The 18,305-nt window shown below is 66.4% G+C and carries 16 protein-coding genes; 5 read left to right on the top strand and 11 right to left on the bottom strand.

From position 1 onward, the window contains the following. The first annotated feature begins 160 nt into the window (after positions 1-160). On the top strand, positions 161-790 hold the full coding sequence (locus MFF62_RS12135) for an MlaC/ttg2D family ABC transporter substrate-binding protein (protein WP_238263364.1): 630 nt from the start codon (positions 161-163) through the stop codon (positions 788-790). An 86-nt stretch (positions 791-876) separates the two neighbouring features. On the opposite strand, the gene hpnH is transcribed toward MFF62_RS12135, so the two are convergent. After that, positions 877-2,043, bottom strand: a complete 1,167-nt coding sequence (gene hpnH, locus MFF62_RS12140; RefSeq protein WP_238263365.1) for an adenosyl-hopene transferase HpnH — start codon at positions 2,041-2,043, stop codon at positions 877-879. A 33-nt stretch (positions 2,044-2,076) separates the two neighbouring features. Continuing rightward, entirely contained in the window at positions 2,077-3,075 is a 999-nt protein-coding gene (ispH, locus tag MFF62_RS12145) for a 4-hydroxy-3-methylbut-2-enyl diphosphate reductase (protein ID WP_238263567.1), read from the bottom strand. Positions 3,076-3,315: 240 nt separating this feature from the next. Between ispH and hpnA the strand changes: the two genes are divergently transcribed. Then, a complete protein-coding gene (gene hpnA / locus MFF62_RS12150; RefSeq protein ID WP_404990742.1) occupies positions 3,316-4,296 on the top strand; it encodes a hopanoid-associated sugar epimerase in 981 nt (326 codons plus the stop codon). Between the two features lie 25 nt (positions 4,297-4,321). On the opposite strand, the gene MFF62_RS12155 is transcribed toward hpnA, so the two are convergent. From MFF62_RS12155 to MFF62_RS12170, 4 genes are all read right to left on the bottom strand, one after another. Next, on the bottom strand, positions 4,322-5,470 hold the full coding sequence (locus MFF62_RS12155; protein WP_238263366.1) for a glycosyltransferase: 1,149 nt from the start codon (positions 5,468-5,470) through the stop codon (positions 4,322-4,324). Positions 5,471-5,473: 3 nt separating this feature from the next. Beyond that, positions 5,474-6,478: a ferritin-like domain-containing protein gene (locus MFF62_RS12160; protein WP_238263367.1), complete on the bottom strand. Its 1,005-nt coding sequence runs from the start codon at positions 6,476-6,478 to the stop codon at positions 5,474-5,476. Between the two features lie 154 nt (positions 6,479-6,632). After that, on the bottom strand, positions 6,633-6,911 hold the full coding sequence (locus MFF62_RS12165) for a hypothetical protein (protein WP_238263368.1): 279 nt from the start codon (positions 6,909-6,911) through the stop codon (positions 6,633-6,635). A gap of 129 nt (positions 6,912-7,040) precedes the next feature. After that, complete coding sequence (locus tag MFF62_RS12170; protein WP_238263370.1) at positions 7,041-7,301, bottom strand: hypothetical protein; 261 nt, start codon at positions 7,299-7,301, stop codon at positions 7,041-7,043. A 155-nt stretch (positions 7,302-7,456) separates the two neighbouring features. Here MFF62_RS12170 and MFF62_RS12175 point away from each other — a divergent pair, with 155 nt between their 5' ends. Then, positions 7,457-8,578 (top strand): AGE family epimerase/isomerase, encoded by a 1,122-nt coding sequence (locus MFF62_RS12175; RefSeq protein ID WP_238263371.1) that lies wholly within the window; start codon positions 7,457-7,459, stop codon positions 8,576-8,578. A gap of 21 nt (positions 8,579-8,599) precedes the next feature. Here MFF62_RS12175 and MFF62_RS12180 read toward each other — a convergent pair whose 3' ends face one another. After that, on the bottom strand, positions 8,600-9,454 hold the full coding sequence (locus MFF62_RS12180; protein ID WP_238263372.1) for a LysR family transcriptional regulator: 855 nt from the start codon (positions 9,452-9,454) through the stop codon (positions 8,600-8,602). 130 nt (positions 9,455-9,584) lie between these two features. Between MFF62_RS12180 and mdtD the strand changes: the two genes are divergently transcribed. Then, the gene (mdtD, locus tag MFF62_RS12185) at positions 9,585-11,000 is read left to right on the top strand and encodes a multidrug transporter subunit MdtD (protein WP_238263373.1); all 1,416 of its coding nucleotides are present in this window, start codon (positions 9,585-9,587) and stop codon (positions 10,998-11,000) included. 7 nt (positions 11,001-11,007) lie between these two features. Here mdtD and MFF62_RS12190 read toward each other — a convergent pair whose 3' ends face one another. The 4 genes from MFF62_RS12190 to MFF62_RS12205 form a co-directional block, all read right to left on the bottom strand. After that, a complete protein-coding gene (locus MFF62_RS12190) occupies positions 11,008-12,177 on the bottom strand; it encodes an ATP-binding protein (RefSeq protein ID WP_238263374.1) in 1,170 nt (389 codons plus the stop codon). 105 nt (positions 12,178-12,282) lie between these two features. Next, positions 12,283-12,654 carry a hypothetical protein gene (locus MFF62_RS12195; protein ID WP_238263375.1) on the bottom strand — a complete coding sequence of 124 codons (372 nt, stop codon included), beginning with the start codon at positions 12,652-12,654 and terminating at the stop codon, positions 12,283-12,285. Positions 12,655-12,708: 54 nt separating this feature from the next. Further along, entirely contained in the window at positions 12,709-13,380 is a 672-nt protein-coding gene (locus tag MFF62_RS12200) for an alpha/beta hydrolase (protein WP_238263376.1), read from the bottom strand. A 102-nt stretch (positions 13,381-13,482) separates the two neighbouring features. Beyond that, positions 13,483-13,785, bottom strand: a complete 303-nt coding sequence (locus MFF62_RS12205) for a hypothetical protein (RefSeq protein WP_238263377.1) — start codon at positions 13,783-13,785, stop codon at positions 13,483-13,485. Between the two features lie 487 nt (positions 13,786-14,272). Here MFF62_RS12205 and MFF62_RS12210 point away from each other — a divergent pair, with 487 nt between their 5' ends. Continuing rightward, positions 14,273-18,271 carry a cobaltochelatase subunit CobN gene (locus MFF62_RS12210; protein ID WP_238263378.1) on the top strand — a complete coding sequence of 1,333 codons (3,999 nt, stop codon included), beginning with the start codon at positions 14,273-14,275 and terminating at the stop codon, positions 18,269-18,271. The last annotated feature ends 34 nt before the right edge of the window (positions 18,272-18,305 follow it).

Below are 18,305 nucleotides of genomic sequence, written 5' to 3' on the forward strand. Positions count from 1 at the left end.
CTGAATTTTCAACACCCGGCGCGGCGGGGGCGCGCGGGCGGCACCCGGAGTATAGCGGTTGAAACGTGCACATTCCGCATGGCCGGCGGGCCGGGCCAACAACCCGATCCGCTATATACTGGCCCGACTGGCCAGCCCGGCCGTGTTGCCTCGATCAGTCATGAACCGTTACGGAATTCTCCCCGCCGCCCTCATCGCGCCCATTGCCGCGGTGGTCTTTGTCTCCACCGCACATGCGCAGGCCAACACCAGCGCATCGCCGGACAAGCTCGTGCAGTCCGCCGTCGAGGGCGTGATCGCCAAGATCAAGACCGATCCCGAAACCCGCGCCGGCGATCTTGCAAAAATTACCGCCGTCGTCCAGCGCGAATTCCTGCCCTATACCGATTTCGGCCGTACCACGCGGCTGGCGGTGGGCAATGCCTGGAAGCAGGCTACCCCTGAGCAGCAAAAAACGCTCCAGGACCAGTTCACGGCCCTGCTGGTGCGCAGCTACGCCGTGTCGCTGTCGCAACTGCGCGAGCAAAGCCCCAAATTCACCTACAAGCCCGCCAAGACCGGCAGCAGCGCCAACGACTCGGTAGTGGCCACGCGCGTGCTGAACAACGGCGACGAGATGCTGATCGACTACCGTCTGCAGAAGGGCGCTGACGGCTGGAAGATCTATGACATCAACATGATGGGCGCGTGGCTGATTGAGGTGTACCGCAAGCAGTTTGCCGATATCGTCGCGCGCGACGGTATCGACGGCCTGATCAAGTACCTCAACAATCACAACGCCCGGGCCTAACGCCGGCCGGCGTCGCGTTCCCAAAACAAAAACCGGGGCATGAAGCCCCGGTTTTTTATTGCGCCATTGCGTGACTGACGCTGGCTTTAGTGCACCTGTGCGGCCTGCACGGCCTCGGCACGGCTGCCCTGTGCCTTCTTCAGGTTGCCGATCTCGTTCAGCTTGATCTCAACGTGGCGCGAGAACACGTATTCGGCGGGACGCTGCTTGTCCAGCGGAATGTCCGGTGCCATGTCGCCCTCGGTCTTCACGCCGCGCAGGGTCACGGCCAGTGCCTTGAGCGGGTGCGAGAACGTGTCGGCCACTGCAGTGGCTTCGAAACCGCTGTGGACCATGCAGTTGGCGCACTTTTCGTAGTTGCCAACCCCGTAGGCGTCCCAGTCGGTGCCTTCCATCAATTCCTTGAAGGTCTTCACGTAGCCTTCGCCCACCAGGTAGCACGGACGCTGCCAGCCGAACACGGTACGTGCCGGGTTGCCCCACGGAGTGCACTTGTAGGTCTGGTTGCCGGCCAGGAAGTCCAGGAACATCGTGGACTGGCTGAACGCCCACTTCTTGCCGGCGTTGCCGCGCTTCAGGATGTCGCGGAACAGCTGCTTGGTCTTGCCGCGATGCAGGAAGTGCTGCTGGTCCGGCGCGCGCTCGTAGGCATAGCCCGGCGAGACGGTGATGCCGTCGACACCCATGGCCTTGACCGAGTCGAAGAACTGCGCCACGCGGTCCGGCTTGGCGTCGTTGAACAGCGTGCAGTTGATGTTGACGCGGAAACCACGTTCCTTGGCCATGCGGATGGCTTCGACGCAGCGGTCGTACACGCCTTCCTGGTTGACCGAGTGGTCATGCATCTCGCGGTCGCCGTCGAGGTGGATCGACCACACGAAGTACGGGCTCGGCTCGTACTGGTCGATCTTCTTTTCCATCAGCAGCGCGTTGGTGCACAGGTACACGAAGCGCTTGCGGGCGATGATGCCGCGCACGATCTCGGGCATGTCCTTGTGCAGCAGCGGCTCGCCGCCGGCAATCGACACCACCGGCGCGCCGCATTCGTCCACGGCTTCCAGGCACTCGGCCACGGACAGACGCTGGTTCAGGATGGGATCCGGATAGTCGATCTTGCCGCAGCCCGAGCAGGCGAGGTTGCAGCGGAACAGGGGTTCAAGCATCAGGGCCAGCGGGTAGCGCTTTTGCCCGGACAGATGCTTGCGTGCGATGTAGGCGCCTACGCGGGCGACCTGGAGAAACGGAATGGCCAAGGGGGTGCTTCCTGTCAGTTTCAGTGGATCGGTTCAGCCGGCCGCCGTATGGTCAACAAGCTGGGCGTCACTGATTTCAGTTGTTCTTCTGGCCCCTGGGGCCAGCGTTGCATCGGCCAGTTCGGCCGGCAGGCGGAATTGGGCATGTTCCTCGATGCCTTCCATGACCGATACATCGACCGGTCCAAGGCGTCGCAGGGCGGCAATGACATCTTCCACCATGTCCTCGGGTGCCGAAGCACCCGCGGTAATACCAACGACTCCGGCATCGCGGACCCATTCCGGGTCCAGCTCGCTGCCGTCGGCGATCAGGTAGCTCGGTACGCCGCTTTCCGTCCCGATTTCGCGCAGCCGGTTCGAATTCGAACTGTTGGTGGCGCCGATCACGAGAATGACATCGACATGCGCCGATAATTCCCGAACCGCGCTCTGCCGGTTTTGCGTGGCATAGCAGATATCGCGCGTACTCGGCCCCACCAGGTTGGAAAATCGCCGGTTGAGCGCCGCAATGATATTACGGGTGTCGTCCACGGACAACGTGGTCTGCGTGATATATGCGACGGGTGCGTCGTCGGGCAGGTCAAGTTGGGCCACTTCGGCCTCGTTCTGCACCAGCAGCACCTTACCCGGAATCTGCCCCATCGTGCCTTCCACCTCGGGGTGGCCGGCATGGCCGATCAGCACCACATGGCGCCCGGCGGCGGCGTACTGGCGGCCCTGGTTATGGACTTTGATAACGAGCGGGCACGTGGCGTCGATGGCGTGAAGCTCGCGACGCTGTGCTTCTGCGATCACATCGCGGGAGACCCCGTGGGCGCTGAAGATCGTGACGGCATCGGCGGGCACCTGGTCGAGTTCCTCGACGAACCGTGCGCCTTTTTGCCGCAATCCTTCCACGACATGCTTGTTGTGCACGATTTCGTGCCGGACATACACGGGGGCGCCGTGCTTGATCAGGGCGCGGTCGACAATGTCGATGGCTCGCACCACGCCGGCACAAAAGCCCCTTGGCTGGGCAAGTATCACCTGCATCGAGACGGCCCCCCGACCCTCTTGTGAAGATTCGAAGACATCATTTTTTTGGTATTCCGGCATCACTTTGCCGGTGGACGGTGGTTACTATATACCGGCTCGGATTTTTGCGTTGACGGCCCGTTGGCTGTCGCCAACAAGGTCAGTCCGGTGAAAATGCGCTGCCGGGCACTGGTATAACCACGGATTAACGTTCAACGTGCACGCAACGCCAACAGGGGATTTGAAATTCACAATTGCATTCTCGTGACAGGAGCCTCGGGCTTTCTGGGTTCTTCGGTCATGCGCCAGGCGCTGGAGCGCGGCTTCCAGGTGCGGGTGCTGGTGCGTGCCACCAGCCCGCGTGCCAACCTGGCCGGCCTGCCGGTGGAAGTGGTCGAGGGCGACATGCGCGATCCGGCGTCGATGGCGTGTGCCATGGCCGGGGTGCGGTACCTGTTCCACGTGGCGGCCGACTACCGGCTGTGGGCGCCCGATCCCGAGGAAATCGTCCGTTCCAACGTGGACGGCACGGTCACGACGATGAACGCCGCGCGCGACGCCGGCGTCGAGCGCATCGTCTACACCAGCAGCGTTGCCACGCTGCGCGTGGCGGGCGCCACGGGGCCGGTGGACGAGACAGCGGCCATGGCTGGCCATGAAGCCATCGGCGCCTACAAGCGCAGCAAGGTACTGGCCGAACGCGAGGTGGAGCGGCTGGTGGCCGAGGGCCTGCCGGCCGTCATCGTGAATCCGTCCACGCCCATCGGGCCGCGTGACGTACGCCCGACACCGACCGGCCGGATCATCGTCGAGGCGGCTACCGGCAAGATTCCGGCGTTCGTCGATACGGGCCTGAACCTGGCCCATGTGGACGACGTGGCGAACGGTCATTTCCTGGCGCTGGACAAAGGCCGCATCGGCGAGCGCTATATCCTGGGTGGCCAGGACGTGCTGCTGCGCCAGATGCTGGCGGACATCGCCGGCATGGCCGGACGCAAGGCGCCGACCATCGAATTGCCGCGCTGGCCGCTGTATCCAATCGCCCGGATCGCGGAAACCATCGCCCAGTTCACGAAGAAAGAGCCGTTCGTGACCGTGGACGGCTTGAAGATGTCGCAATACCGGATGTTCTTCACGTCGGCCAAGGCCGAGCGCGAGCTGGGATACACGGCCCGTCCGTACCAGGAGGCGCTGCGCGACGCGCTGGGCTGGTTCCGCGACAACGGCTACCTGAAGTAGCCGCGTCCTGCCGGACCGTGCACCTTCAGGAGCGCACCGGCGCCTGGGTGCGGCCTTTCCACTGGCCGCCCCGGCGCAGATAGAAGCGGCGCGCCGAATCGAGCGTGGCACCCAGGTAGAACAAGGCCGTTACCGGCAGCAGCGGCGCCAGCCAGGCCGGCTGGCGGTATTCGCGCAGCATCGGCCGGTAGCTGGCGGCCATCAGGATCCACGCCAGCCAGGCCGGCCACAGCGCCGCGCCGCCGGCCAGCGCCAGCAGCGGGGGCGCCAGGTACGTCAGGATCATGCCCAGCGTGGCGCCGGTCAGCATCAGCGGCGAGTAGTGCAACTGGGTGTAGGCGCTGCGCGCGATCATGTTCCAGAGGCTTTGCCAGTCGTCATAGGGGCGCAGCGACACGCTGTCGTCCGCCAGATCCAGTCGGATCGACCCGCCCGCCTTGATCTTCGCCGCCAGGCTGCAATCGTCGATCAACTCACCACGAATGGCCTCGAACCCGCCGATGCGCGCCAGCGCCGAGCGGCGTGCCAGCATGCAGCCGCCGGCCGCGCCGGCCACCTTGCTGCGCGGGTCGGCGACGCTGCGGAACGGATAGAGTTTGGCGAAATAGAACACAAATGCCGGCACGATCAGGCGTTCCCACCACGATTCGCAGCGCAGGCGGACCATCAACGACGTTAGATCGCGCTGCTCGTGCTCGGCACGGGCCACCAGTTCGGCAATGGTCTTGGGGCCGTGCCAGATGTCGGCATCGGTCAGGAATACGAAGCGGGCATCGGGCATGCGCTGGTCGGCGGCGGCCAGCCCTTCGGACTGGGCCCAGACCTTGCCGCTCCAGCCCGCCGGCAGGTCGCGGGCGCCGATCACGGTCAGCGCATCGCCCTTGCCGATCGATACGGCTGCCGCACGCGCGATGTCGGCGGTGCCGTCGGTGCTGTGGTCGTCCACGACAACCAGTTGCAGCGGGCCGGCATATTGCTGGGTCAGCACGCCGGTCACGGCCCGGGCGATCACATCGGCCTCGTTGCGCGCCGGAATCACGCCGATCACGGGCGGCCAGACGGCAGGCGAGGGGGAGGGGGCGGGCTTTTGCACGCGCCAGAATCCGGCGCGCGCGAACACCAGCACGCACCAGACCACCAGGGTCAGCAGGGACAATCCAAACAGCAGCATCATTCTTTATTTGATGAAACGTCGCGCCAGGCGAGCCAGCTTCGGGACTGTCACCGGCCGCACAAGCCGCGCATCATACCCCGCCATGCGCCGTTCGTTCTCCACCAGGCACAGGTCGATCATGGCGCCGGCCGACAGCGTCTGCCCCAGCGATTGCGCCGCGTTCATCGGAAAATTGGCGTCCTGCGCGGCGCCCTCGGCCTTGACGTCGATGCCCTTGGCCAGCCCAATGCGCTCGCGGATCAGGAACAGCCAGACGCGCGCCACCTTGAGCGCAAACGCCGGGCGGCGCCACCACGGCAGGCTGGCGCGATACCAGGCTACCCAGTTGGCAAAAAACAGGATATGGCGGCCTTCTTCCTGGATCACCGGCTCGAACGTTTCCACCAGTTCGGCCGGAAAGAAGCCCGATTCCTTGGCTGCCGCAAACAGCCCGAACGCGGCAAAGCTGTCGATGCATTCGCTGTAGCCGGTCACCAGCCAGCCCCATTCCGCGTCGGCCGGCGGCAGGTATTCGGGCTCGGGCGCCAGCGCGATACCGTACGCCTCCACCAGCTTCGACAGCACCACCTTGTGGCGGGCTTCCTCGTCGCCATCCATTTCCAGCGCGCTGCGCAGCAACGCGTTGTCCTGGCGGCTGGCAAAGCTCTGCACGCGCACCGACGCGCGGCCTTCGGTCTGCACGGCAATGTCCCAGATCGGCAGCGAGGTCACGCGCTTGAGCGCATCGGGCGGCAGCCTGGGCCAGTCGATGACCGACGGTTTGTAGGGGTTGTGGGTTTGCAGCAGCATGTTGCAGAACATGCGTAGGTGCTCGGGAGAGCCGATGCGTACCGGCCCGTCGAGCGGATCGGTCCAGTTGCGCATGGCGTGGTCGGCCTGTTCGATCGCAACGCGGGCCACCGTGGCAGCTACCGCCGCCGCGCGTGCCTCACTGGATTGCGGGTTCCACGCGGCGCGGGCAGCGGGCAGGCTGTCCACTTCGCCATCGATTTCGAATGCTTTTTTCATTGGCGCTCCGGGCAGGGGTAGCGGCAGCCATTGTAGCCAGCCGGGGCGATTGGTGCAGCAAGGGGCAGTCCGGCACAGGCCGGGCAGTCAGGGGAGGGTTGTGGGCGGATGACCGGCGCGCACGCCGGTCATCGCAAAGGGTTTCCGGGCTGGTTCAGCGCACGTGATGCGCGCGCTCCGCCGGGCCGGGGGGTTGACGGTGCCATTCCTGCGCGATGTCCGGAAAGACATCGATTTCGCCACGGACGATGTTCTCGATCGTGGCGCAAATCCCTTCGGTACCACGTGGCCCCACGCAGACGAGGCTGCGCGGATGGTCCGAATGGGCCGGGATGGCGTACACATGCATGCCCTCGCGATAGAGGGGATGCTGGGTCAGCCGCTCGTTCAGGATTTCGACAAAGCGGCTGGGGCTGACGGTCGGCTTGTCCATCGCTTTTCTCCCTTAGGGATTTCCAGCCTATGGTGGGGACCGGCCATGTTCAAGCGGCCTGATGGTGCTTCAAGCGCTCATTGGGTCTCATCGTCACCGAATGTCACGCATATTCACGTATCGCAAAGATCAGTGATGCATTCGGGAGGTGCCGGCGTCGCTTGTGATGCGGCGTCCGTCGAGCATGCCGTTGCCGGCGGCCCAGCAGGCGGCTTCGGCTTCGGCGTGGGAGGGGTAGTCGGTATAGGCTTCAATGGTGCTGTCGCAGTCGGCGCCGCCGCATTTCTCTTCGACGACGATGCGCCAGGTGTAGCGCCCTGGCGGATCTTCCAGCACGTGCATGACCAGGGTGCGGCGGTGGTCGGACAGGGACATCGGATGGGTGGCCATGAAACTTCTCCCGTGGGGCAGGGGCCCGGTGGACTTTCAACATAGCACCGGCGCACGGCAATTCCAGCAGGAATTGATGCGGTGCGGCGTGCCCGGCCTTTGCGCGGTGCATCCGGGCTGATATTGTGTGTGCCCTTGGGTTTCCAGGTGCCAAAATGATCGCTTCCACCCCCCTTGCCGACCGCATTGCCGCCTTGCTGGCGCACTTCGACACCGCCGTGCTGCCGGCATGGACTGGCCCGGGCTGGAATGCGTCGACGGCGCTGGCCCACGAGGCGCTGGAGGCTGCCAGCGGCCAGCCGCTGCCGGACAAGCGCTATCGCACCATGGCCTGCGCGCGCCAGCTCTACGTGTTTGCGACGATGGGCAACCTGCCACATGCCGCCACGCTGTTCGATTCGCTGGTGCGGCATTTTGGCGATGGCGCGGGCGGGTGGATCTACAGCATCGACGCCCAGGGCGCGCCGCTCGACGCCACGCGCGACCTCTATACCCATGCCTTCGTGGTGTTTGCCTGCGCGCACTACTACCGCGCCAGCCAGGATGCCGCGGCGCTGGAGACCATGCGCCGGACCATCACCGTGATCGAGCAGCGATTTGCCGACGGCAACGGCCTGTATCACGCGGCATTGGCCAGCAACTTCGGCACCAACGACAGTGGCGTGCTGCAGAACCCGATCATGCACCTGACTGAGGCGTATCTGGCAGCCCTGGACGTCGCGGGCGAACCCTGGCTGGCGCAGCGCCTGAAGACGCTGGCCGACGCCGTGCACGGCAACTTCGTGGACCCCGCCAACGGCTGCGTGGCGGAGTTGCCGCAGGGCACGCCGGGCAACCGGATCGAGCCGGGGCATCAGTTCGAATGGTATTCGCTGGTCATGTCGGCGCCGGCGCTGTTTGCCGATGGTCCGCTGGCCCAGGCGTTGCCGCGTGCGTACGCGTTCGCGCGCCGCCATGGCGTGGCCGACGGCACGCTTGGCGTGTGCGCCGCGCTGGACGGGCAGGGCGCGATGCAGGATGCCACCGAGCGCATCTGGGCCCAGACCGAATTTGCGCGCGCGCTGATGACCAAGGCCGTCGCCGATAACGACGCGGCGCTGCTGGCCGAACTCGAAACGTGGATCGACCGCTTTCAAGCGCGCTTCCTGCATGCCGGGGGATGGTACGAGTGCCTGGCGCCAGACGGCGCCGTGGTGCGCGCCGAAATGCCGTCGACCACGCCTTATCACCTGCTGACGTCCTGGCAGGCGCTGCGCAAGCTGCTGCCGGCAGGCTGACCGGCGCGATATCCGTCGCTATTAGTCGATACGCGAGCGCAGGTCGCTCTTGCGGATCAACTGCAGCAGCGTGTCGGCCGGGCGGGACAGCCGCCGCGCGGCCAGTGTGATGAATTCCACATCGGGCAGCGCCGGCAGGGCATCGACATTGACGGGCGGCACCAGGCCGCCACCGGTCAGGTTCTTCGCTCGCACCGTGATGCCCAGCCCGCCGCGCGCGGCGGCGATGCAGCCCGAGTGACTGCTGCTGGTGCAGACCACGCGCCAGCGCCAGCCGGCCGTGGCCAGCGTATCCAGCACGACCGAGCGCGTGACGCTGGGCTCGTTGACGAGGATCAGCGGCAGCGGTTGGCCCACATCGACCACGGTGCCAGGACGCGCCAGCCATTCGAGCTGGCCCCGAAACAGTGGCACGCCACGCCGCTCGCCTTCACGCCGCTTGCCGACGATCAGGTCGAGCGTGCCCGCTTCGATCCATTCGTAGAGCTTGCTGGTCATGCCGATCGTGATTTCGAGTTCCACGTCCGGATGGGTGGCGCGAAAGGCGGCCAGCACGTTGGGCAGCGGGCCCTGCGCCAGGTCTTCGGACGTGCCCAGGCGCACGCTGCCCTGCAGCCTCGGCGCGCTGAACTGCTGCTCGGCGCGGGCCAGCGACTCCAGGATCAGCCGCGCGTGAACCAGCAGGGCCTCGCCGTCGGGCGTCAGGGCCAGCGAATGGGTGTCGCGCACGAACAGCCGGCGGTTCACGCTTTCTTCCAGCCGGCGAATATGGTCGCTGACCGACGATTGCGATAACCCGAGCTGGCGGCCGGCATCGGTAAAGCTGTGCGCCGTGGCCACGGTGGCGAAGGTTCGGATCCAGACAGGATTGAGCATCGGGGCATTGTCATCGGACTATCCGATAACAGTCAATATAGGCAGAGGGGTTCCCGATGGGGCCCATGGTGCGTACCATTCAGCCATGTATCCGGGTTTCCCCGGATCGCAGCGCCCCCCAGATCCCCGAATGAATACCGCAACACCCTCCGCCGCCCCCGATAAGGCTTTTTCCCAGAAAGCCATGTTGTGGATCGTCTTCGCCGGCTTTTTCATGCAGACGCTGGACACCACGATCGTCAACACCGCGCTGCCGTCGATGGCGCACAGCCTGGGCGAGAAGCCGCTCGACCTGAAACCGGTGGTGGTGGCCTATACGCTGACCATGGCGATGCTGACGCCGGCGTCGGGCTGGCTGGCCGACAAGTTCGGCACGCGGCGCGTGTACTTCACCGCGATCCTGATCTTCGTGCTGGGATCGGTCTTCTGCGCCACTGCCCATACGCTGCCGCAACTGGTGATCGCGCGGGTGCTGCAGGGCGTGGGCGGGTCGATGCTGCTGCCGATCGGCCGGCTGGCCGTGCTGCGCAATATTCCGGGCGAACAGTACATCGCGGCGCTGGCGTTCGTGTCCATCGCCGGGCAGGTCGGGCCGATCTTCGGCCCGGTGCTGGGCGGCTGGCTGGTGCAGAGCGCGTCGTGGCACTGGATCTTCCTGATCAACGTGCCGGTGGGGATGGTGGGCCTGTTCGCGGTGCGCCGTTATCTGCCGGCGGGCGAGGCCGGCGTGGCGCCGCCGTTCGACTGGATCGGCTGCGGGCTGCTTTCGCTGTGCATGGTCACGTTTTCGCTGGCGCTGGAAAACGGCGCGCACAGCCCGTGGAGTGCGCTGCTGGCCGCCGTCAGCATCGCCAGCGCGCTGCTCTATATTCCACACGCCCGGCGTCATGCCACGCCGCTGTTCCGGCTGGCGCTGTTTCGCGAGCCCAACTTCAGCGTGGGCCTGATCGGCAACCTGGTGTGCCGTATCGGTTCGGGCGCGGTGCCGTTCCTGCTGCCGCTGCTGTTCCAGCTGCAGCTTGGCTATTCGCCGCTGCACTCGGGGATGATGCTGCTGCCGGTGGCCATCGCCGGCACGATTTCCAAACGGTGGATCGTGCCGCTGGTGAACCGCTTCGGCTACGACACGTTCCTGCTGGTCAACACGGTGATCGTGGGCGCGTCGATTGCGTCGTTCTCGGCGATGTCCCCGGGATGGCCGCTGGCCGTATCGATCATCCAGCTGGCCATTTTCGGCGCCGCCAATTCGATGCAGTTCGCCGCGATGAACAGCGTCACGCTCAAGGGCCTGACCCGCGAGGACGCCGGCAGCGGCAACAGCCTGTTCTCGATGGTGCAGATGCTGGCCATCGGCCTGGGCGTGACCATCGGCGGCGGCCTGGTGAGCCTGTTCTCGGCCCAGTTCGGCGTCGCGGCACCGGCCTACCGGCTGGCCTTCCTGTCCGTGGGCATCATCACGCTGCTGTCGTCACTGGTCTTCCGCCGGCTCGACGCGGAAATCCTGAACCCCAAAAGCGTGAAGCGGGCGGCGATGCAGGCGCGCTGAGGGTGGCTCAGGACGCCGACGGCGGCCAGCCGTCCCGGCCGACCAGGTCCATGAACCACTCGTGCATGGCGGAGTCCTGTACCGAGTATTCGCCCCGGGCCGACTTCCACACCAGCGCGGGCGTTCGGTCGCGCAGGCTATCCAGCGCGGCCTGTACTTTCTGCGGCGACACCGTCATACCCGGGCAGCGCTCACGGTAGAACGCGAGCGCTTCGCTGTCGTAGGGCCGGAAGTCGCGCCCCACGGCCAGCATGCGCCACATCACGGCCTGTTCCAGTGGCCGCAGTCCAAGGTAATCCGATTGCATCTGCGTGGTGTCCTGCGCCTGGCGCTTGCGCGCCGCTGCCAGCACACGCAGCTCGAACCGTTGGCCGTTGTCGGCTTCCAGCGGATTGAGGGTTTCGCCAATCGCGGCGTGAAAGAACTGCGGCCGGTAGCCGAAGCGCTGGAAGGCGTCGAGCAGGGCCAGATGGTCCACCGGTTTCAGCTCGGGGCGCTGCTGTTCGATCAGGGCGGTGACGTGGTCGACGTAGCTTTTGCCCAGCGTGGGCATCTGGTGGATCGACGATCCGTAGAACGGTGCTGCCGTGGAGTTGACCAGGCGCAGCAGCTTGTCCCGGTCGGAGCCGGACATCACGAGCATCAGCGCGACGGTCTCGGGCGTATTCATCTGGTCGCGCGCCGCTTTTAGTGCCGCCATCACGGCTTCGCCCGCCTCGCTGGTCAGCGCGTGCTGGGCCTCGTCGATCAGCAGCGCGACGGGTTTGCCTGATGCGCGATGCAGCGCCTGCAACGCCTGCGGCAGCGTGGCGCCATCGATCCTGCCGATTTTCGAGGTGTCGATCTTGAGCGTGCCGGCAATCGTCACGCTTTCCACGCCCGCATTGCGGGCGGTGCGCGCCACCACGCCCTGATGTTCGTTCAACGCCGCCGAAATGCCGTCGGCAATCAGCTCGCCGGGGTCGCGCCGCTGGTCGGACCAGAGATCGACGTAGATCACCAGCACCTGCCGCGACTCCAGCGCGGGGCGCAGGTCGTGCTGCAGGAACATCGACTTCCCGGTGCGCCGGGGTGCCGCCAGGAACAGGCCGTTCTGGGCGTCGCCGAAGATCGCCTGCCCCAGCAGTTGCGTTGCCAGTTCGGTGGCCAGGGTGGGGCGGCTGAAGAAGCGCATCATTTATCCGGAATTATTTCGATTCGGATAATTTATGGAAATCGGGATAAAAGTCAATAATTGGGTCGCGGAGATCGCCAATAAATGATGTATTAGGCGCTTTTCTGGTTAGTCTTCGACGCCGTTTTCCCGCAGCATCCGGTCGCACTCGTCGAGCATGTCGTGGGCGAAGGCGGACTGGTAGTTGGGGTCCAACGCTTCCATCATCTCGTGCGATGCGTAGAGGCCGGCTTCGCGAGACAGCGTGGCGGCCAGTTGGCGGGCCAGTTGGTCGCTGAGCTCCGACAGCAGGCGGCGCTCGGACAGCGCAAGCTGCAGCTTCGAGCGCGACAGCCAGTTTCCTGCCAGCGTGGCGCCCTGGCCATCGGTCATCCACTGGCCGTGCTCGTAGAACGCCGACAGCCGCTCGGCCATCAACGCGAACATCAGCGCCTTGCGGGTGTTGAAATCGATGCGGGGCGGCGGCGAAGCGGGAATCATGTGAGAAGGATCTGATGGACAGGGCGCGCCATGGTAGCGCACCCGGTCATCTCGTCAGGCGAATCGGGCTTGCAGCCAGTCGCCGATGTCGGCAATTTCTTCCAGGCAAACCGAGTGCGGCATGTTGGTGTACGCGTGCCACGTCACCGGCTGGTCGCGCTGGACAAGAAAATCGCGGGCGCGGGTGCCCAGCGCCATCGGCACCACTTCGTCGGCCGTGCCGTGTGCGGCAAAGACCGGCGTGTCCGCATTGGCCGGCGTGGTGCCGGCGGCGATCAGTTCGGTGGACGGAATATAGGTGGACAGTGCGATCACACCGGCCAGCGTTTCGGGATGCGTGAGCGCAGTGGTGTACGCGATGGCGCCGCCTTGCGAGAAGCCCGCCAGGACGATGTTGCCGGTGGAGATGCCTCGGGCGTTCTCCCGCTCGATCAGCGCGCGGATGGCGTCGCGCGACTGCTCGATGCCGGCAACGTCGGCCTTGCGGCCTGCTTCGTCGAGCGAGTAGATGTCGTACCACGCGGGCATCACGTGGCCGCCATTGCAGGTGACCGGAATGGCTGGTGCATGCGGAAAGATGAACCGTACCGCCACGGTATCGGGCAGGCCCAGCTCGGGCACCACGGGAACGAAGTCGCTGCCGTCGGCGCCCAGGCCATGCATCCAGATCACGGCATGGGTCGGATTGGGTGCAGTTTCGATGTCGATGGCGGGCAGCAAGCTCATGGCCGTTCCTGTGGATGCGGGAAAGCGGCCAGTATCGCACGGGCGCTTGCGCGTCCGTGCGACGACCTGGCATCAGCCATCGATGGCGGAGTCGGGGTAGGTTCAGGCGGCCGAGGGCACGATCGGGATCGTGGACAGTCCCGGCGCAATGCGGGCGGGTGCCGTCTGGAATTGGGGCGTGTCGGCTGGCGGCGACTGCGCAAAGCGCCGGTCGGCCACGCCTTCCACGCCGGTGGCGTGTACTTCCTCGAGGAAGGCGATCATGTTGCGGTAATAATCAACTTGCATCTGCGCTTCAAGCAGGCGACGTTCTGCCTGGAAAAGCGTCAGCCTCATGTCTTGCAGTTCCTTCTCGGCGATCTTCTCTGGCGTCGGCGGACTGAACAAGTTTGCAAGCGAACGCATGGCAGTTACCTCCCGGGGCTGTCGTACGGCTGATGAGTCATTCGGTTTGTGCGCGCCATGCCGTCAAATATAGACGATTCGGCGCAAGGTACACGATGGGTCACCATGGCCGATGTGGGGTCCCCCACAAGAACGATTGCCGTCACCCGAACGGTGGAGTAGATTGACCGCCCATGAGCCGGGAATTGCCGCAAGGCAAGCCCCGGCTTTGTCTTTGGCCGGACGCTCATTGTCCTTTTTACCTGCCCCCATTTTTCGGACTTGCCGATTGTGGCGAAAGCTGCCGTTTGAAACTGTTATCACCGGCCGCCGCTACAAAATTCTGCCGTCGGTAAAAAAACCACAAGGCGTCAACATCGTGCAACAGCCGGCCGCGCCATGCGCCAGGCGTCGATGACAGCGCGATGACGAGCGGCACGACCACGCGGTTAGAATGCTGCGCCGGCGTCCCTTTCGCGCCTCCGACCCATCCAGCCTGCCCCCCGACGTGTTCGTACTTTCCGCCGTGTACCGGCGTCTGCTGCCGTTCCTGATCGGCCTGTGCCTGTTGCTGCCCGCGCTGGCCGGTGCGGCGCCGGTGCGCGTGGTGGTGGTGGCGTCGCAGACCCATCTGCTGCCGGCGGCGGCCGAAGCGTTTCGCGCCGCGCACGGTAGCGGCGTGGCGGAATTCACCTTCCCGACAACCGCGCCCGATGCCGAGGTGCTGTCCCGGGCCGACGTGATCGAAGCGTGGTTCGTGCCCGGCGCGGTGCTGCGCCAGATGGCCCCGGGCGTGCAGCGAGCGCAGGCTCGGGGCGCGTTGATCCTGGCCACGCCTGCCGAGACAGCCGAGGCGAACTGGCGGGTTCGCGTCGATGCCACGCGCAACACCGCCGCCCAGGCTTACTGGGATGCCGGCGGTGTCGACAATCTCGCGGGCTTCCTGGCCTATGTGGTCGCCGCGCGGCAGCAGGCGGCCGGCGTGCCACCCATCGCCGTGCCACCGGCCAGGCCGGCACCGGCTGCCGGCATCTATCATCCGCGCGCATCGCAACCGTTTGCGTCGCTGGCCGACTACCTGCGCTGGTATCGGCGCGACGGACGCGACGGACGTGTTGGCGCCGATGCGCCATTGGTCGGCATATCGTTCTACGCCACAAACTACCGCCAGCGCGACCTGGCCCACGTGGACGCGCTGGTGGATGCGCTGGAACGGCAGGGCATCGGCGCCGTGCCGGTGTTCGGATGGCCCATCTCCAGCCTCGATGCGTTGCTGACGCAGGATGGCGCCACGCCTTTGCGCGCGCTGCTGGCGCTGAACCTGACGATTCCACGTGCCGAAGACAAGGACTGGCTGGCCCGCCATGGCCTGCACACGCTGAACCTGATCGCCACGCGCGACAGCGCGGCGGCATGGCGTGCCGATGTGCGTGGCATTGGTGGTGATCGCCTGCCGTTGCTGCTGACCGCGCCCGAGCGCAGCGGCGCCACCGAACCGATCCTGTTCGCCACGCAGGAAGACAGCGATGGCGCCAAGGCCAGTGCCGCCGTGCCGGAGCGTGTCGACGCGATTGTCGCGCGCGTGCGTCGGTGGATCGCGTTGCAGGACAAGCCGGCCGCCAGCAAGCACGTGGCGGTGCTCTACTACAACAACCCGCCCGGGCGCGGCAATATCGGCGCGAGCTATCTGGCCACGCTGCCATCGCTCACGGCGATTCTGCAGCGGCTGCGCGCGGCCGGCTACGACACCGGCCAGGCATTGCCCGATACCGCCACGCTGACTGCGCTGCTGGAGGCCAACGGCCGCAATATCGAGACCTGGTCGCCCGGCGAGCTCGACCGCATGGTGCGCGCGGGACACGTCAAGCTGCTGCCGCTGGCGCAGTACCGGCGCTGGTTCGATGCGCTGCCGGCGCCGTTCCGGCAGGCGGTGCTGCGTGCCTGGGGGCCGCCCGAACGCAACCCGCTGATGCTGGCGCGCGATGCCGATGGCCAGCCCGCTTTCGTCGTGCCGGGCCTGTTCTTCGGCAAGGTCTTCGTCGGCCCGCAGCCGCTGCGCTCGACCTTTGCCCGGGCGATGGATGCGTCGCACGACACGATCACGCCACCGCCGCATTCCTACGTAGCCGCCTACCTCTGGTACCGCCATGGGTTTGGCGCCGACGCGGTGGTACACGTGGGGCGCCATGGCACGCTGGAATGGCTGCCGGGCAAGCAGGTGGGGCAGTCCGGCGACGATGCATCGGAGGTTCTTCTGGGCGATTTGCCCAATGCCTATCTCTATATTCAGGACGGTGGCGGCGAGGCCATCCAGGCCAAGCGTCGCGGCGCCGCGGTGCTGGTCAGCCATCTGGCCCCGCTGCTGGCCGCGGCCGGGCAACCCCCGGTACTGGCATCGCTGGATGAAGCCATCGAACAGGCCGACGCCACACGCGAAAGTGCGCCCGAGTTGTCCGCGCAATACCGGCGACAGGCGCTGGAGCAGATCCGCACGCTGAAGCTGGACCAGCAACTGGGCCTGGACGCCAATGCGCCGTGGGACACCATCGAGCCAGCCATCCACGCGTTCCTGCACAAGGTGGAAGCCGAGCCGATGCCGCTGGGTATCCACGCGCTGGGCCAGATGCCTCGGGACGCTGACCAGCTCGATGCGCTGGCCATGATGCTGGGCGCCCAGGTCAAGACCGACGCGGCACGGCTGCATGGCTGGGCCGCCGACCTGCTGGCCGGACGCGAACCCACCACCGCCAGTGACGCTGAACGGCGCGCACTGGCCGCCGGCCGCCAATGGCTGGCGGATCTGCGCGCGTCGCCGCAGGCGGAGCTGGACGGGCTGGTCACGGTGCTGTCGGGCCGCTACCTGCCAAGCGGCCCGCTGGGTGACCCGGTGCGCGTGCCCGACGGCCTGCCCACGGGCCGCAATCTGCACGCGTTCGACGGTGCCCGGATTCCCACGCGCGCGGCGTGGGCGCTGGGCAAGCAGATGGCGGGGCAGACGCTGGACCGCTTCCGGCGCGAGCACGGCAAATGGCCGGATACGGTATCGATGGTGCTCTGGTACGGCGAAACGGAGCGGCACCAGGGCGCCATGGAAGCCGAGGCGCTGTACCTGATGGGCGTGGAGCCGGTCTGGAACGCGCGCGGCACGGTGGAAGACGTGCGGCTTATTCCCGATGCCGAACTGGGCCGGCCGCGCATCAATGTGCTGCTGACGACTTCCGGCATCTACCGCGACGGGTTTGGCGACAAGATCGCCTTGCTCGACAAGGCCGCGCGGCTGGCCGCCGCTGCCGGAGAAAATGCAATTAGCCGCCATGATCGGGACGTCGCCGCAGAGTTGGGCCGGCAGGGCGTGGACCCGGAACAGGCCAGCAGACTGGCCAGGGCGCGCGTATTCGCGGCCAAGCCGGGCAACTATTCCATCGGCGTGCAGCAGATGGTCGAGCAGAGCCGTGACGCGCAGGGGCCGCCAGACGCGCTGGCGCGCCAATACCTGCGCTACATGAACTTCGCCTACTCGGCCGACGGCTGGGGCGAATCGGCGCCGGGCGCGTTGTCGAGCCACCTGAAGTCCAACCAGGCGGTGCTGTTCTCGCGCGCCAGCACGCTGTACGGCGCGCTGGACAACGACGATACCTACCAGTACGCGGGCGGGCTGACTGCCGCCACGCGCGCGGTCAGCGGCACCGCGCCGCCGCTGTGGCTGCACAACCTGCGCCGAGCGGGCGAAACGCAGACCGTGGATGCCCGCACTTGGCTGGCCACCGAGCTCAACGCACGGCAGTGGAACCCGAAATGGATCACCGCGATGCAGCGCTCTGGCTACGCCGGCGCGCGCGAGATGTACAAGGAAGTGGAGCACCTGTACGGGTTCCAGGCCACCGTGCCGGAGCAAATGGCGGGCGAGTTCTGGCAACGCACGTACGACGTATATGTGGCCGACAAGTCGAACCTGGGCATGGACGCCTTCTTCCGCGAAGCCAATCCGCACGCACGGCAGGGCATTCTGGCGCGCTTGCTGGAGGTGGACCGGCAGGGCAGCTATCGCTTTGCCGATGCCGAACGCCGCGACCTGCTGCGCAAGTACGCGGAGAGCGTGCGGCGCGATGGCCTGTCGTGCACGGCCAATACCTGCGGCAATCCGGTCCTGATGGCGCATATCGCGCGCGCCGGCCGGCAGGCGGGTATCGACATGAAGCCGGTGGGTCGCGAACTGGCGCAGGCAGTGGTGGGACCTGCCGCAGCACGTGCGCAGGTCGCGCCGCGCACCGCGCCGGCACCGAAGTCCTTGTCGCCCACACCGTCGGCCGCCGCAGCCCCTGCCGCGCCTGCCAACGCGCAGGCGCCCACCGAACACGTCAGCGGCCAGCGGCTGGCACCGCGCGTGGCGCCGGCGCCCAGTAGGGCCGTCGAACATGCCGCGCATCCGTTGCTGGCTATCCTGCTGGCCGCGCTGACCCTTGGCGCGGGCGCGTATGCCGGCTGGCGCAGGGCACGGCGCGCGTAGCGGCACCGGCGGGCGGCTACCCGCCACGCCCAAA

Source organism: Cupriavidus pauculus (genome assembly GCF_022179805.1).
Classification (GTDB): domain Bacteria; phylum Pseudomonadota; class Gammaproteobacteria; order Burkholderiales; family Burkholderiaceae; genus Cupriavidus; species Cupriavidus pauculus_E.

Excerpts from the sequence above, each read along its gene's own strand:
- MFF62_RS12135 (WP_238263364.1), top strand. The coding sequence starts at position 161 with ATGAACCGTTACGGAATTCTCCCCGCCGCCCTCATCGCGCCCATTGCC.
- ispH (WP_238263567.1), bottom strand. The coding sequence starts at position 3,075 with ATGCAGGTGATACTTGCCCAGCCAAGGGGCTTTTGTGCCGGCGTGGTG.
- MFF62_RS12155 (WP_238263366.1), bottom strand. The coding sequence starts at position 5,470 with ATGATGCTGCTGTTTGGATTGTCCCTGCTGACCCTGGTGGTCTGGTGC.
- MFF62_RS12160 (WP_238263367.1), bottom strand. The coding sequence starts at position 6,478 with ATGAAAAAAGCATTCGAAATCGATGGCGAAGTGGACAGCCTGCCCGCT.
- MFF62_RS12165 (WP_238263368.1), bottom strand. The coding sequence starts at position 6,911 with ATGGACAAGCCGACCGTCAGCCCCAGCCGCTTTGTCGAAATCCTGAAC.
- MFF62_RS12170 (WP_238263370.1), bottom strand. The coding sequence starts at position 7,301 with ATGGCCACCCATCCGATGTCCCTGTCCGACCACCGCCGCACCCTGGTC.
- MFF62_RS12175 (WP_238263371.1), top strand. The coding sequence starts at position 7,457 with ATGATCGCTTCCACCCCCCTTGCCGACCGCATTGCCGCCTTGCTGGCG.
- MFF62_RS12180 (WP_238263372.1), bottom strand. The coding sequence starts at position 9,454 with ATGCTCAATCCTGTCTGGATCCGAACCTTCGCCACCGTGGCCACGGCG.
- mdtD (WP_238263373.1), top strand. The coding sequence starts at position 9,585 with ATGAATACCGCAACACCCTCCGCCGCCCCCGATAAGGCTTTTTCCCAG.
- MFF62_RS12190 (WP_238263374.1), bottom strand. The coding sequence starts at position 12,177 with ATGATGCGCTTCTTCAGCCGCCCCACCCTGGCCACCGAACTGGCAACG.
- MFF62_RS12195 (WP_238263375.1), bottom strand. The coding sequence starts at position 12,654 with ATGATTCCCGCTTCGCCGCCGCCCCGCATCGATTTCAACACCCGCAAG.
- MFF62_RS12200 (WP_238263376.1), bottom strand. The coding sequence starts at position 13,380 with ATGAGCTTGCTGCCCGCCATCGACATCGAAACTGCACCCAATCCGACC.
- MFF62_RS12205 (WP_238263377.1), bottom strand. The coding sequence starts at position 13,785 with ATGCGTTCGCTTGCAAACTTGTTCAGTCCGCCGACGCCAGAGAAGATC.